At 60.0% G+C, this 14,067-nt stretch carries 9 protein-coding genes; all 9 read right to left on the bottom strand.

From position 1 onward, the window contains the following. Positions 1-18: 18 nt before the first annotated feature. From traI to traF, 9 genes are read right to left on the bottom strand one after another with little or no spacing between them, the layout of a single operon-like run. The gene (gene traI / locus CRO23_RS24220; protein ID WP_097103256.1) at positions 19-5,298 is read right to left on the bottom strand and encodes a conjugative transfer relaxase/helicase TraI; all 5,280 of its coding nucleotides are present in this window, start codon (positions 5,296-5,298) and stop codon (positions 19-21) included. After that, a complete protein-coding gene (traD, locus tag CRO23_RS24225; RefSeq protein ID WP_097103258.1) occupies positions 5,298-7,499 on the bottom strand; it encodes a type IV conjugative transfer system coupling protein TraD in 2,202 nt (733 codons plus the stop codon). Before traD ends, traI begins: the two co-directional genes overlap by 1 nt. Next, complete coding sequence (locus tag CRO23_RS24230) at positions 7,489-7,698, bottom strand: hypothetical protein (RefSeq protein WP_055313819.1); 210 nt, start codon at positions 7,696-7,698, stop codon at positions 7,489-7,491. Before CRO23_RS24230 ends, traD begins: the two co-directional genes overlap by 11 nt. Positions 7,699-7,700: 2 nt before the next feature. Beyond that, positions 7,701-8,234: a hypothetical protein gene (locus CRO23_RS24235; protein ID WP_097103260.1), complete on the bottom strand. Its 534-nt coding sequence runs from the start codon at positions 8,232-8,234 to the stop codon at positions 7,701-7,703. Continuing rightward, positions 8,231-11,065, bottom strand: coding sequence for a conjugal transfer mating-pair stabilization protein TraG (traG, locus tag CRO23_RS24240; protein ID WP_176519344.1), 2,835 nt, complete (start codon positions 11,063-11,065; stop codon positions 8,231-8,233). The genes CRO23_RS24235 and traG overlap by 4 nt, the downstream gene beginning before the upstream one ends. Beyond that, entirely contained in the window at positions 11,065-12,435 is a 1,371-nt protein-coding gene (gene traH / locus CRO23_RS24245; RefSeq protein ID WP_097103264.1) for a conjugal transfer pilus assembly protein TraH, read from the bottom strand. The genes traG and traH overlap by 1 nt, the downstream gene beginning before the upstream one ends. Further along, a complete protein-coding gene (gene trbB, locus CRO23_RS24250) occupies positions 12,432-12,965 on the bottom strand; it encodes a type-F conjugative transfer system pilin assembly thiol-disulfide isomerase TrbB (RefSeq protein WP_097103265.1) in 534 nt (177 codons plus the stop codon). The genes traH and trbB overlap by 4 nt, the downstream gene beginning before the upstream one ends. A gap of 4 nt (positions 12,966-12,969) precedes the next feature. After that, positions 12,970-13,284, bottom strand: coding sequence for a hypothetical protein (locus CRO23_RS24255; protein ID WP_097103267.1), 315 nt, complete (start codon positions 13,282-13,284; stop codon positions 12,970-12,972). A 10-nt stretch (positions 13,285-13,294) separates the two neighbouring features. Then, positions 13,295-14,044 carry a type-F conjugative transfer system pilin assembly protein TraF gene (gene traF, locus CRO23_RS24260; protein WP_141398639.1) on the bottom strand — a complete coding sequence of 250 codons (750 nt, stop codon included), beginning with the start codon at positions 14,042-14,044 and terminating at the stop codon, positions 13,295-13,297. Positions 14,045-14,067: the final 23 nt, after the last annotated feature.

The following is a 14,067-nucleotide window of genomic DNA, read 5'->3' on the forward strand; positions in this document are numbered from 1 at the left end:
TTGGGCAAGCGCAGCGCGTCAGTCGCCGCCCAGGGTTTTCTCTTTGTTCAGTTCCCGCTCCGCATGGGTATCCCGCACCAGGTTCTGTTCATCCTGCTGCAGCCGGCTGCGAGTCGATACCGGCTCGCGCGCCACCTGGCGGACAGCGGCATCAACCCGCTGTGCCACATCCTGCCCCATCACCTCCCGCATGACCGCCTCCGGCAGACGGTCTTTCACGTCCTCAGCGCGCAGTTCGCCGCGCGCAAGCAACGCACGCAGCTGCTCATCGTTAAGCCCGGCCAGCCGTTGCGGGTCAGGGGCGTTCGGTTCACGGCCCAGTTTGTCGGCCTGCGTCTGCAGTTCACGCTGCTGGCGTTCTTCCGGGCTCTCCGGCAATTTAATGACATTGTCGGACGCGCCGCTCTCCCGTGCAGTGGCCTTGAGCGTCTCGTCATTCACCCACACCCTGCCACCGGTCATCGCCTGGGGGTTGAACGGCACGTCGTCACCCTGCAGGCGTACCACCACGCCACTGTCGGGATAGCGTGCCGCCAGCCGGATACCATCCTGCATCGTCCCGGCCAGCCTGGTCTCGTTGTTGCGGCTCCCCTGCAGCGCCACGAACTGCGCGCTGTCACTGCCGAACACTCGCCCCTGCGTCGGCAGTCCCCCGACGCTTTTCCCCTGAGTGTCCGCTAGAGGCGCCAGCCAAGCGCCGGCCGGTTTGCCGTTGGCGTCATACATCGGCAGCATGGCGTGGGGCTGCGGATACTTCTTACCCGGAGACACATAGTGCGCCAGCGTGTCGCCGGCAAGTTGGCTACCGCGCAGCACCGCGCGTCCCAGCGCGTTACCTGCCAAAGGTTCGGCCTTGCCGTAGAGGTCGACGGCCGCTTTCTGGCTGCCCGGCGCCATCCCCAGCACTGCATCATGGGCCGTGGTGCGCACCTTCGCCTTGCCGATAGCATTCAGCCACCCGGCTTCGTTGTCGGTATACACCTGCACGTGCTCCTTGGCGCGCGAGAGCGCCACATAGGCCGACGCCCGGTTGACCAGCGGCTCACGCCCGCCTTCCACCCCCTCGAGCGTGATGGCAAAACGTTCGCTGGCCCCCTGGGCACCGTGGGCGGTGATGGCATAGGCCAAATCGACGTGCCGGTCTTGTTGCTGCTCGCGGGGATTGACGGTACGGGTCTGTTGTCCATCGGAGAGCGTGACCATGTCACCTTTTATCGCCTCTACCGTCCAGACGCTGTTGGCCACATGCCCGCGCTCGACGTCCGACTTGGAGAAGCGCATGCGGTCGCCCACGTTCACCTCGATGGTGCGCGGGTTGTACAGCGTGACGCCTTCACGCACCGCACTGGCCGGGGAAAACTGCCGGGTATTGCCCTCGCTGTCCTGCAGGCTGACGGTACGGGACTGACTGTCGATGTCAGCCATGCGGTAGTAGGTGTTATCCAGCAGGACGACGGCGTCCCGGTGACGCGCCCAGGTGTCCAGCTTGCGCAGCTCGCCGTCGCGAATATTGGCGGTTTCCAGGACAGGTAGACTGACGGACTCGCCCTTCAGCTCTCCGGCCGCCTTACGCTCGCCGTGAATGCCGGCATTGATGATGTGCCGATCGGCATTGAGATGCGTGATAATCAACGTATCCTGCCGGGCTGCCTCGGTACGCCCCAGGTAATCGCTGACAATCGCGTCATGAATATCTGGAATATCTACTGCAAGTTCCATCACCGACTTTGCCGGCACCCAGGCATTGGCTTGTCGAGGGACGTTGGCCGGCGCCACCGTGCGCACCACGTCCAACGCACCAGGCACATCGTTTTCAATCATCTTGTACACCGCCGGCTTCAGCTCGGGGGTCTGGCGCACAATCTCTTTCATGACCGCCATATCGATGGCGCTGCGCCCCTGCGCCAGCCGGAACGGCGCGCCCGGCGCAATCGCTTCCAACTGGGCTTCGTCACCGCTCATCACCGCACGGCCGTTGCTCTCGGCAATCAACGCGTAGGCGCGCGCCATGTCGCTGTTGCCCACCATCGAACTCTCATCCACCACAAACAGCGTGTTTCGGTAGTCCGGTTTCTCTCCGCTAGCAACCTTCAGCCCCTCATCGTGCAGGAACGATGCCAGGGTTTGGGCATCGACGCCGGCCGCCTGCATTTCACCCACTGCGCGGTGCGTCGGCGCCAGCCCGACCACGCGGGGCCGCTCGCTTTCAGGCAGCTGCTCTATCCCGGCGAGCACCGCCTTGAACTGAGTGGTTTTCCCCACACCGGAATAGCCCTGGATGGCCACAAACCGGTCGGTCGTACCGAGAATGAGGTCAACACTCTCTTTCTGCCCCTGTGTAAGCGAGCTTTGAATTGATGCCAGTTGATTTCTCGCCGTTCCACTCATCAGCGCCGGCATACTGTCTTTGCCGTCAGCGATCAGACGAATAATGCTTTTCTCCGCCTCGAAGCTGGCTCGCGAGACCAGCAAATCCGCCCCGACGCCGGGCGCGACATCCACTTTCAGCAGCTCCCCACGTTTAACCTGCGCCTCGATTTCCGTCTGGATGGCCTCCATCGACACGCCTTTGGCCGCAAAATCGAGACTGCCGGCGAGCAGTTTGGCCTGACCAAACGCGACGCTATCCCCTTCCAGCGTCGGAATGGCCAGATGAATGGCCTGCTGCGCCGGAGTAAACAGCCCCGATTTTTGCCCGGAGATCGCGGCATCAAGCCCCTCCTCACCGGCCAGTTGTTTGACCTGTTCGCCCGCCAGACGGTACGCCGGGTGCTGAGCGACTTTCTCCTGCGTCTTGCGCGCATCGAGCGCTGAATACAGGGTGATGTGCCCGCCGCTGCGCGCAATGCCACCCAGCGTGGCGCTGTTGAGCTCGTTTTTCTTCACTGCGGCATAGACCGCCGCCGTACTGCTCACCGAGGCGCCGAGGCTTTCCACATACGCCGGCGCCACCTTGACGGCGCTGAAAACATCGCTGCCGACCGCAAGCGCTCGGTCCGCCGGCTTCTGCGTCGCATCCGGCTCGCCGGCCACGCGCACCTGCAGCTCGCTGGCGCCGGCACGAACAACCGTCAGCGCCGTGCCTGCCTTCAGCGCATCCTTGCCCCGTCCTTCCTGACCCAGCACCCGCAGGCGTTCGCCGGCGGCAACACCCATCGTACCGGCCCGGAACAACGACCAGTCCTTGTCCACCTCTTTGACGGCAAGCCGCTGTTTTTCACCCTCGGCGTTACGCAACACCAGGTTGCGCGTTTGCGAACCGACCCGGTCGATAACGAACCGCTCGCGCTTCCGGCTCTCCGCATCCCAGCGTTCCATCACCATGCCTTCCCGGTAGGTATCGATGGCGCCCCGATTTTTGCTGTCCAGCCATACCGGTGTCAGCGTCGTCACGGTGGTCTCTTCCCGTCCCAGCAGCCCGGTATCTTTCAGCTCGTCGCGTATCATGGCCGTCAACATCCGCTGGTCGGCCGGGCCGTTTACCTGCGCGACCGCCGGCCGGTCTTCAACCAATGCCTGCGCCACGCCTTTGGCCAGCTGGCCGAAGCGTTGCGCCTTGTCCGGCTCGCTCACCACCTCCGCCGGCACCGCCTGACGGCCACTGAACTGATAGCGCGGTACACCGGCCTCTTTCATGACGGCAAGGGCATTGCCCGTCCCCTTGCGCTTTTCGGTATCCATCAGCACCAGCTGGACGTTGTTACGCACCGCGCCATCCAGCAGCGCCACGGTCTCCTTGAGCGTCAGTTTTTCCGCCTGATCAACGACCAGCGTGCTGTTCGGCGCAAACAGCGCCTCGCTGCCGAGCGCGGCGCGCGTCACCACGCGGCCTTCATCAAGATGGACGCTTTGCTGCAGATACTGCTGTGACTGCCGGTCAACGGTCAACACGGTGGCGTCGCGGCCCTGCTCGCGTGCCAGCTCCACCACTTCCGCCACGCGGGAACGATTTACCGATACGCCCCCAATGCCTGACAACACCGCCATCGCCGGCGCATGCTGCGCCAGCTGCTGCACGGCATCGCTGTAGGTTGGCATGCTGCCGGTGCGCGGGTCAGACTTTGGCGCGCCTATCACCACCGCACTCTCGTCAAGGTGCGTGCGGCTGAGCTGCGCCACGCTCAGCTCATCGAGCAGATGAATATCGGAGGTAAATACGCCTTTCTCCTTGTCGAGCGGAATAAGCTGCTCGCGCTCGATGGCGCGGTCGATGCCGTCGCGTACCGCGTCCAGCATGCCCGGCTCCCCGGAGAGATAGCTGATGGCCTTGTTGGCCACCTGGTTGTGCGTGAAGTTGACCTGCCGGTCAGACAGCGCCGAGATGGCTTGTCCCACCGCCTGGTCGACAAGCGCGTCCCCCCCCGCTTCCAGCGGCGTCGGGGACGGCGTCATCATCGTGCGAGACTGCGCCTCGGCCAGATAGGCTTTGGCATCAAAGCCGGCGGACTTCATTTCCTGAAGCCATTCGACCGCCAAGGCGGCCGGGTCGCTGGCGACCTTGGCCTTGCGGGTATCGAGGGTTGCCATATCCCGTGACTTGAGCGAAGCATCAGGGCCGGCGGCGGCGTCGATGGCGTGGTTGCGTTTGGAAAACACGTCAATCACGTTCTCCATACCTTTAAACTCCCACATGCCGTGCGGGCCGACGTTCTCGGTTTGATACCCCATGGCTTCCGTATCCTGACGCAGCACATGGCGGTATATCTGCCCGAAAGCCACCTGATTGGCATACACGCTCTCGATAAACCCGGTCTTGCCGACCGTATCGGAGGACAGCGTCTGCCATTTCCCGTCATGCTGCGTGACGTTGGCCACCACTGCATGGGTGTGCATCTGTGGGTCAAGGTCGCGTGAGGTATCGTGGTTAAACAGCGCCACCACCAGGTTGCCGGTCAGCCTGGTCTCGGAGACACCCTCGGTCATGCTGCGGGTTGAGGCCAGTTTCTCGACCTCCCGCACCGCGACTTCTACCGCGTGGTTATGCGCGGCAATAAGGCGTTTATCGCCGCCCAACATCGCCATGATGGAAACGCTTTTGGGCGCCGAGAACGTCAGATCATAGCCGGGGCGGTGTTTATTCTCGCCACCGACCATGCGGGTCAGGTCGCTGCCGTCCGGCAACTTGCCTTCCAGCACGGCTACGAAATCTTTAACGTCCACCTTGCCAGACAGGCCCAGGGCTTCCGCGCCCTGGCCCACCCAGCGTTCGTCCATGCTGCCCAGCACGTAGTAGTTGTCCTGATGGGTGTAGTAGTCGCCGGCTTTACCGGCGGGGCCGACCTGGCCAATGCTCATCATCAGAATTCATCTCCCGGTTCGCTGTCCCCATGATGAACTTCAGCCAGCTCGCGGCGGTGCCTGTCGATATTGATATTGGTCTCTTCCCGGCGCTGCATGGCTTGCTGCCCCATGGCCTGCTGCTGCGCCTGCCAGGCTTCATACTGTGCGATGTCCACCACTTCGCCGTCGCCACTGATCCCCGGCGGCAACTGCTCGGCCTCTTCCACCCTGGGCTTGAGTTCCTGTTCTGTACCGCCGCCTGAAGTGGCGGCACCCGTCGTGTTGGCCGCAGTCGATATCGCCGGTTTGTCGCTGTCAGCTTGCCCGGTTACAGGCTTCTTATCGCCTTTGTCCGTTATCCTGGCGGTCTCCGGTGCTGTCACGATCTGATGGCTCTCTTCCAGCGGCGCGAAGAGTGCACTAACATTGCCGAGCACCAGTTCACGTCCATCCAGCGCTGTCTCCAGACGGTTATCTGCCTCTAGGTCGAGCTTACGCTCGATAAATGGTGGGGCCTTCTGGTTGCGCTTTTGGAACTTGAGCTTCATTTTTATCGCCGGATAAGGTCCCGGCAGCGTGATGTAACAACACAGATCGGGCAATGACTGAATATCGCTGTAGCTCACCAACCCTTCGCGCTCTTTGTCCTTACCCAACGACACCCCGTCTCTGACCGGGTCAGCGCCGTAGGAGTATTGTTCGGAGGCTTTTTTCTGCTCCTTCTCGCCGATTTCACCGGCGGCGAACTCTGCGGTTTCCTTATCGGGAGAGCGGAAGAAGAATCGGGTGTTGAGAACCTGAATCAGGGAAGCGGCCGACTTGACGCCATAAATGTCCTGCAGCTGGGCATACGACTGGATACCCAGCACGAAACACCCGCCGAACTTGCGTGTCACCGGGATAAGAGAGACCAGATCCGGCAGCTTGTGCAGCGTCGGCAGTTCGTCGGCAAAAATCCACACCCGGCGATTAAGGTTGACGCCCATCGAGAGCAAACTGTGCGACGCCACCGACAGCCACATGGAGATCAGCGGCTTGAGGGATTTGTGGCTGTCATCGTTGGAGGTCAGGAACAGCCAGCCGTTTTTGCCGCCGTCCTGCACGCCGCGCATCCAGTCGCGGATAGTGAACGTGTCGCCCAGCGACTCGATGCCCTGCAGGTAGCGGATCGATTTGGCATAGTTGGTCAGCACCGAACGGATGGAGATGGCGGTCTTCTCGATTTTGCCATCCACCAGGTTCGATGCCGGCGTGCCTTCCAGATAGGCGCGCAGTCGCGGCAGGTCGATAGACAGCAGCGTATTGAGCAGCTTGGCGTAGCTGCGATCCGGATCGTTACGCATGCGGTTGGCCGCTTCCGCAAAGATAGTGCGTGCCGACCCCTGCCAGAACGGATCTTCGCTGCCGCTCATCGGAATAAGAATATCGGCTACGTTCTCAAAGTCCTGCAGCGTCAGGCACTCCGACCACAGATCCCAGGACACGCAGCGACCATCGAGCGGGTTGAGCACCTTGTCGATTTTGGGATCATAGTAGTCCTTGATGAAGTCACAGGATTTGTCGTACACCACCACCATGTCGCCGCGCGCCCGCGCATAGTCCATCAGCTTGCGCATGGTGACCGATTTACCTGTCCCCACGCTGCCCTGCAGCAGGATGTTCTTGATTTCTGAGTCTTTGACCAACGGTAACGCGTCGATGTGGATATCCGACGCCCGGTTGTCGCGCCGGAGCATTTTGGCGACGTCGGCAGGCTTGTCGGTCAGCGTGCGGCCCCCGGTGACTTCGTCCTGGCTTTGCTGCTTACCCTGGCGTCCCAACACCCAAATGGTGACGATACCGCCCACCACACAAGCCGCCACGCCCACGCCGGCGGCAAACACGGCCTCACGCCAGACCAGTTGCCCGCAATAGACGACATAGCGGTCGGCCAAGACCTGACTGGCGGTGTAGACCAGCTGCTTGCCGTAGTAGTCGAGGTGATAAACCGACTCGGAAGGCGTAATGCTGGGCCAGCTGTCGAGCATTCGTACCCACCAGTAAATCAGGCCGTTGGTGAGGTTCTGCATCGAAATGCGCCACAGTAGGACGTTGACCGCCACGATAAGAAAGGCGATAAACAGGCCGTAGAAGATCAGGTTACCAATCTGGGCAAACATCCGCAGACGCATAAAGGCGATCTGCCCGCCCTGCGTCATGTCCTTAGCGTTAAAGCTCATCAACGCCTCCCTTCGCCGCGTCCAGAATGCAGGCTTCCCGCTCGCTGTAGGTCAACCGACTGAGTGCCAGCAGGGCGCCACGCATCACATGCGAGGGGTTGTAGAAGGGATTCTCAGCCACCATGCGCTGCAGACGCCCCAATGCGCCGTCATCCAGCCGCAGGGTGGTGGCATGGTTCTTGTTGTGCGCTTTAGCCACCGTTACTCCCCTCCCTGCTTACGGGATTTAAGGAGTTCCAGCACCGAAGTAAAGGCGGATAGACGGTAGCGGCCGATGTCGGCAGAAAAGATAAAAGCCAATATACAAAAAGAAAAAACCGTGGGAAAAAGGTATTGCAAAGCACCCGCCTTGCTATTTTCTGACACCAGTCCGGCCAGCACATTTATTACAATAAAAACAGAAAGATATATCACAATTTTATTGTTGATCATTGCAACTATCTTCGAACTTTTTCGAAATGACTCTGGCAACGACAAATAAAGGCTGCGAACATTAAAAATAGCGATACTGATAATAAATCCAAAAAATACCCCAAACCCCATTGCTATTAAAGTACCTTCACTTGGTGTAGTGAAAAAGCCAAAAGTGAACGCCGGCCAAACAGCTAACCACAGTACAAAAGCGAATCCTGGCCAAGCACAGGCCCAAAAATCGGGGATTCTTATATCACCGCTGTCTACAATTGATTTCAAAATCTCAGTTTCTTCTTTCACTGTTTTGTGTGTAATAGTCATTTTCCACCCCGTTCTTTATTAAATTTTTCTTGCATATCGATTGCGCGCTTCGTTAATTCATCTTGCGATTTAGCCCCAGGCGCAGCACCTTGGAGTTGTTTCTCATCTGCATATGCTTTGTTCTGTGTATCACGAGCAGAAGTATGATTTGTCTCAAGCGCCCCCCTTTGATTACTGATCTGCTGCTGTTGCGACGTGATCTGGCCTTGCGTCTCCCGCTGCTGGGTATGATTATTTTCAATCATCCCCTTAACCTGATCGCCTACATCACTTTTGATCCCAGCCGCTGCGGTTCGCTCGTCTACCGCACTTTGATGGCGTTGATGGTCGCTGGTGATGTCGCCGGCACTACCACCGCCCCCTGTAGAACCCATCGTCGCCCCCAGCCCCTCGCGATTGACCTGATATTGTGCGTCCACCTGCGGCGCCACCTGGTCACGTACAAACTCGCGGGCCAGTTGCTGACGCGCAGACACTGCCTCAGATGAATGCCCAGTCAAAATATTTCCGGCCTCATCAGGTGACCGCTGCATCACATACTGCGCAAACTGCTGACTCAGGTTCTCACGCATATCGGCGCTGAGACTTTCAGTACGGGAAGCTTGCTCGGACAGTTCATGGCTGCGGGTGTGCGCGCTGCTGTACTGCTCGTAACTGCTCTTGGCCCCGGACAATGATGCCGACAGCTGATCGACACGCGAGTCCGCGTTGTTGTCGGTATGGCCCCCGGACTGGCTGGTGCGCTGACTGGTCAGATAATCCATCCCCTCCTTAAAGTCAGCAGCAGCCTGAGCGCTCTGATCGTGACGTGCATCCTGGCTGCCACGCGTGCCGCTACTGGCTGAATGTGAATCGGTGTCAGAACCCCTGATACCTGCGTTTAATCCAGCATAACCTTCTATCGTTGCACCATTACCAAAGACTCTCACGCCGGCAGAACCTCGAGTGCCAATCCTTGATTCAAAACCTGCAGTAGCATCGACAGATTTGGCAGCCAATTCCTGCGTCGCCTGTTCATGGCTGATATTGTTGGCTTTGGCATAGCTGTCCACCGCGCTGGCCATCTTGTGCGCGGCGATGCTGGACTGGCTGTTCTGCGCCGTATCGGCACCGCTGGTCATCGTATCGCTACTGCCACGTTGGCCAGTGAACTGCGACAGCTGCGTCCAGGCGCTGCTGATATTACTGTTAAAGCCGTGCATCGCCGTTTCTGCCTGGCTCTCCGCTTCACGCGCCATCTGCTGCTGCGCCGTCGAGATTTGGCGCGTCACGCCAATATCTACCGGAATGCGCGACGTCGAGCCGGTAGCATCGAACACCTGGCTGCCATCGGCGGTCCGGGTCTGGCTGCCGCCGGTGCCCAGCTGTTTGGTCATCTGCCCGGTGCGCACCACGCTGTTGGTATCCCAGGTGCTGCCGGTGACGTTATCCGACTGCATGTTGTTGAAGCTGTAGTTGGCGTCCGTCGTGGTGCTCGCTGCCGCACTGCTGGCGCCGGCCGCCGCGTTGTTGAACGAGTGGCCGATGCTGTTCAGTGCGTTGCCCAGACCAATGGCGATATACCAGGAGATGAACGGGATAAACATCGAGATATACCCCGCCGTGGTGGCGATGTCTGAGTAGTTCAGCTGTACCACCGACAGGTTGGCCAGCACCACCGGGCTGCCCATCTTGCGGGCGTAGAAGGTCATGGCACTGTTGAGGATGGCGTACAGCAGCGGCCAACTCATCAGCCACAGCCAAGCGAACACGTAGCCCTTGAATACCTGCCAGCCCTGATTAACCAGCCCCACAAGGATGATCATTGGGAATACGCCCATCATGATCCCCATCATCACCACATGCAGGGTCGGCAACATGCGCATCGCCACCTGGCCCATGGTGGCCTGCGACAGCCGCTGTTTCTCCAGCGCCGAGGTGGTAGCGATATTGAGCATGCCGGCGGTGTCGTTACTGCGCGAGGCGTAGCTGAGTATTCCGCTGCGCAGGCCGTTCATCACCACATTTTGCTTGATGATGTCGGAGGCCGAGTTCTTGTTCTGGTAAAAATATTGGTAGCTGTTGCCGAGCAGTTGGCCGAACAGCAGGTCGGCATCCGGTTTTCCGCCGAACAGCTGACGGGCATAGTAATGCCAGGTCGGGCTGCCGGTCTGCCCTTCCAGACCCAGCATGTTCTTGAGCGGCGCAGCCGCCTGCTCGCAGGTCATGAACTTGCCGCCCTTGCCGAACAGGCCGCGCAGCGGGCTCGGTTTACTGAAGATGAGCGTGTACGGATCAGCCGAGTTCATCAGCTCGTTCAGGCTGTATTTGCGGTTTAGCAGGATGTCGCCAATCACGCAGTTCTGCACATAATCGGCAAACAGGTCGGTCAGCTCCGGGTTTTGCGCGGTAAAGTCGGTGCTGCGCGCCATTAAAGAAGAGCCGAACAGCATGCCGGTTTGACTGTAGGTCGCCACATCCGGCTGACTGAATACCACCTCATAGCCTCGCACCATTAGCATGCCGAACTGGGTAAACAGCGATGCCGGCAGGGTGATGCCCAGCGGCACATTATCGACGACATAGACGTCCCGCGGGTTGGTGATATCGACGACCTGCACCCGCGGTCCACTGCTCACTACTATGGCAACGCCTATCAACACAAAAATCCAGGTCAGGATATGCATGATGTCGTGCGTGCGTATCCACTGCACCATCAGGACATAGAGGCCGGCCAGTGTGCCCACATGACGTATGTAGTACCAGCTGTCGGAATGCAGGAACGCCGCAACCGCATTGAGGGTCTCGCGCATCCAGTCACCGCCGCCGATAACGTAGATTTCTGCTGCCATTATTGACCTCCCCCGAAGCGATAATTGTCCTGATAACGCGTCAGCATGCGTGCCGACACCTGCTGGCGCATGTAACGCATCTGCTGGTCAACAACCAGCAGCGCATCGGTCTGCACCTGCACCCGGGACTGCAGCGAGGCCAGCAGCTGGTTGGCCTGAGTGAAGTTGCTGTTGATTTGCTCCATCGTCGCCTCCGGGTAGTTGCCCACCGCCAGCATGGCGCGGGCGCCGCTCATCAGCTCTTGCAGGTACTGCAGCATGATGTCGTAGCCGACGTAATCCGCCAGACTGTAGACCAGCGAGTTATCGACACCCAGCATCTGCGGGTCGACCAGGTAGGTCAGCAACGGCACATGCGTGCCGGAAATCAGCCCCTTTTCCTTTTCGGTCAGCGGCACATCGTCCCGCGCCTTGCTCTTGATGCTGGTCAGCATGTCGAGAATTTGACCCTTAAGTGCCCGTTCCGGGCTAATGGTGACGCTGCTGTCGGCCACCACTTTCAAGCACTTGTCGCTGTCATTGCAGTGATAGATGCGCGCCGTGCCGCCTTCCATCAGCGCCCGGATAATGCTCTGGTCGGTGGTTTTCGGCGCCAGTGGGGTAATTTCGCCGTTGGCGCCAAAAACCAGTGAGCCGGTCAGCGTCATCACAAACTCTTTCAGCTCCTTGTTGCCGCTGAACATCTGATTTTTGGAAAGCGCATCCCACATGATGTTGATGTTTTTGGAGACGCGTTCCTTGTCCTTCTCCCCGGCACGGTCGCGCACCGATTCGCCCTGCCCGCCCACCGTACAACCCTGACGGGATGCCGCCCAGTCGGCGAAGATGTTCGACTGCCCGGCGATATCCTGACAGACCTTCTGCTGCGAGACCTGGGTGCGCGGGAACAGCCCGCCGACAATACCCTGAGCGGCCTGACAGCTGCTCATGTTCATGCTGTTGATGTCGCTGGCCATCTTCTGGATGAAGTCCTTGGCATCCTTCAGCTCCGGCACCGTAGTCTGCAGCGCAAGGTCAAAGAAGTAGCCGGCGGCGTTCGACATGATCTGTTTGGTAAAGCGCTGCAGCTGTTCGCCATTGATAAAGCTGAACGATCCCAGGTAGGCATCGATACCGCCGCAGCCGGCATTGATATCCGGCAACGTCATCGACACCAGCTGTACCTGGCGCACCCCGGTGCGCGCATAGATGGAGCCGCCGGAGGCATAACCGGCGGCCTGCCCCTGCCAGACGCCCGGCATGGTAGTGTTGGATTCAAACCCCAGCTTGTCGAAAAAGTGGTTCATGTCGCTGTTCATGTCGGCCGAGGCGGCGCCGACAAACAACCCGATCACCACGCCACAGCACAACTGTGTCAGCCTGCGTGTCATCGTGCACCTCCCCGCATCGTTGCGTCTTGCAACACCGTATCGAGCCGCGCCATAAAGCCGGCTTCATCCGCCGCCCCCTGGATAAGGGGGTACGTCGCCAGCGTATGCACATTCACCAAAAACGTCGTCGGCGAGGCCACCGGCAGGCCGGGGAAGAAGGTGCGCATCACGTCCGGCGGCGCCGGAATGGCTTCGGGAAACGTCTGGTCGCCCTGGCCGTCGAAGGTGTAGACAAACAGCGGGAAGCCGTGCTGTGCAGACATTGCCTTGATAAGCGGATCGAACTTCTGGCAATAACCGCAGTGTCCCTGCATGAACAGCACCACCGTCCAGTCATTGAGGTTGACGCGCGCCCCGTTGCTGAGTGTCAGCCACCGTGCCGGTTGAGGGGCGGCGGCGCGGCTATCGGTCGCCGTTCCCGCCTGTGCCCGCTGCTGCGCTGAATGCTGCAGCTGAGCAATCTCATCGCGCGTGCTCGCGTTGGCCGTCGACATGCCCAGGCCGAGCAGCGCCAGTAATGTCATCATCATTCGCTCAGTGCGTTGGCGCATGGGGCTTCTCGTGAACAGGTTCATCCGCCCGCCACGCATCGGTGCTTTCAGTATCACCATGCTGCGCACGATAGGCCGCCTTCTCAGGTGCCAGCCTTTCATCCGCCACGCGGGTCGCAATAGCATCCAGAATGCGATAGCCGCCGATAACTATCAGGCTGACGGCTAACAGCTTGGCCAGCCCCCAGGCAAAATCAGGCAAAGACCAGACGCAGCCCGCTATCATGTTGCACCACAAACCCAGCCCGACCATCCACATGCCGGCAACGTCAACCTGGGGAAATTTGAATTTACGCATTCACGTTCCTTTAATAGTTCGGTTTGAAATCGGTTAACACATCGCGGAATTGCCGCGCCAGGTCGTCCTGACTGATAAAGCCGTAGGCCAGCGGCTTGACCGCCCCGCTGCGCGGATCAACCAGCATCAGTGCCGGGAAGTGACTGACACCCAACCGCTGCGCCTGCCCCGCATCACGCCGGCTCTCCGGCATCGCAGGGTTAACCACCCCGTCGACGGTCACCGGCACCACCGACAGCCCGTAGCTGTCACGAAAGCCCTTCACCACACTGACCAGTTGGCCGTCGATCGGCTCGGCGCCGCGATAAAACAGCATCACGCCATAACGCTGCGCCAACTGGCCGATGGCCTCGCGCTGCGCGGCAAAGTCGGCCGCCAGCTGGCTTTTCACCGTGCCGTTGTAGTGGCTGTGCTTCAGGTTGTAGTCCAGCTCCGGGTGCGCCAGAAACGCCCGCTGCGCGGAGCGCTCGAACAGCCCCGCTTGCTGGGTAAAGTAGTTCTGCATCTGGAAGAACTTCACAAAGTTCTCTGTGCTGGGGTACAGGATCGCGTCCGCCAGCTTCTCCTTGAGCGATTGCTGCAGCAGCTGCAGCTTTTCCAGTGCGCCGGCCGGTGCGACCGATACCGTCTGCGGCGGTGGCATGTCGTCAGCAGCAGGTTTGGCCTCCCGCTCATACCACTGCCAGCCGCCGGCCTGCGCGGTGAACGCCGCGCCCAGCAGGCTCAGGCCCAACAGCGCTGCCGCCCTGCGGTTGGCCAACCCGCGTGCCGCCAAATTGACAT

The organism is Serratia sp. JKS296, assembly GCF_900215445.1.
GTDB classification, from domain to species: Bacteria; Pseudomonadota; Gammaproteobacteria; order Enterobacterales; family Enterobacteriaceae; genus Serratia; species Serratia marcescens.

Excerpts from the sequence above, each read along its gene's own strand:
- trbB (WP_097103265.1), bottom strand. The coding sequence starts at position 12,965 with ATGATGATGACATTACTGGCGCTGCTCGGCCTGGGCATGTCGACGGCC.
- traI (WP_097103256.1), bottom strand. The coding sequence starts at position 5,298 with ATGATGAGCATTGGCCAGGTCGGCCCCGCCGGTAAAGCCGGCGACTAC.
- traH (WP_097103264.1), bottom strand. The coding sequence starts at position 12,435 with ATGACACGCAGGCTGACACAGTTGTGCTGTGGCGTGGTGATCGGGTTG.
- traD (WP_097103258.1), bottom strand. The coding sequence starts at position 7,499 with ATGAGCTTTAACGCTAAGGACATGACGCAGGGCGGGCAGATCGCCTTT.
- CRO23_RS24235 (WP_097103260.1), bottom strand. The coding sequence starts at position 8,234 with ATGACTATTACACACAAAACAGTGAAAGAAGAAACTGAGATTTTGAAA.
- CRO23_RS24255 (WP_097103267.1), bottom strand. The coding sequence starts at position 13,284 with ATGCGTAAATTCAAATTTCCCCAGGTTGACGTTGCCGGCATGTGGATG.
- traG (WP_176519344.1), bottom strand. The coding sequence starts at position 11,065 with ATGGCAGCAGAAATCTACGTTATCGGCGGCGGTGACTGGATGCGCGAG.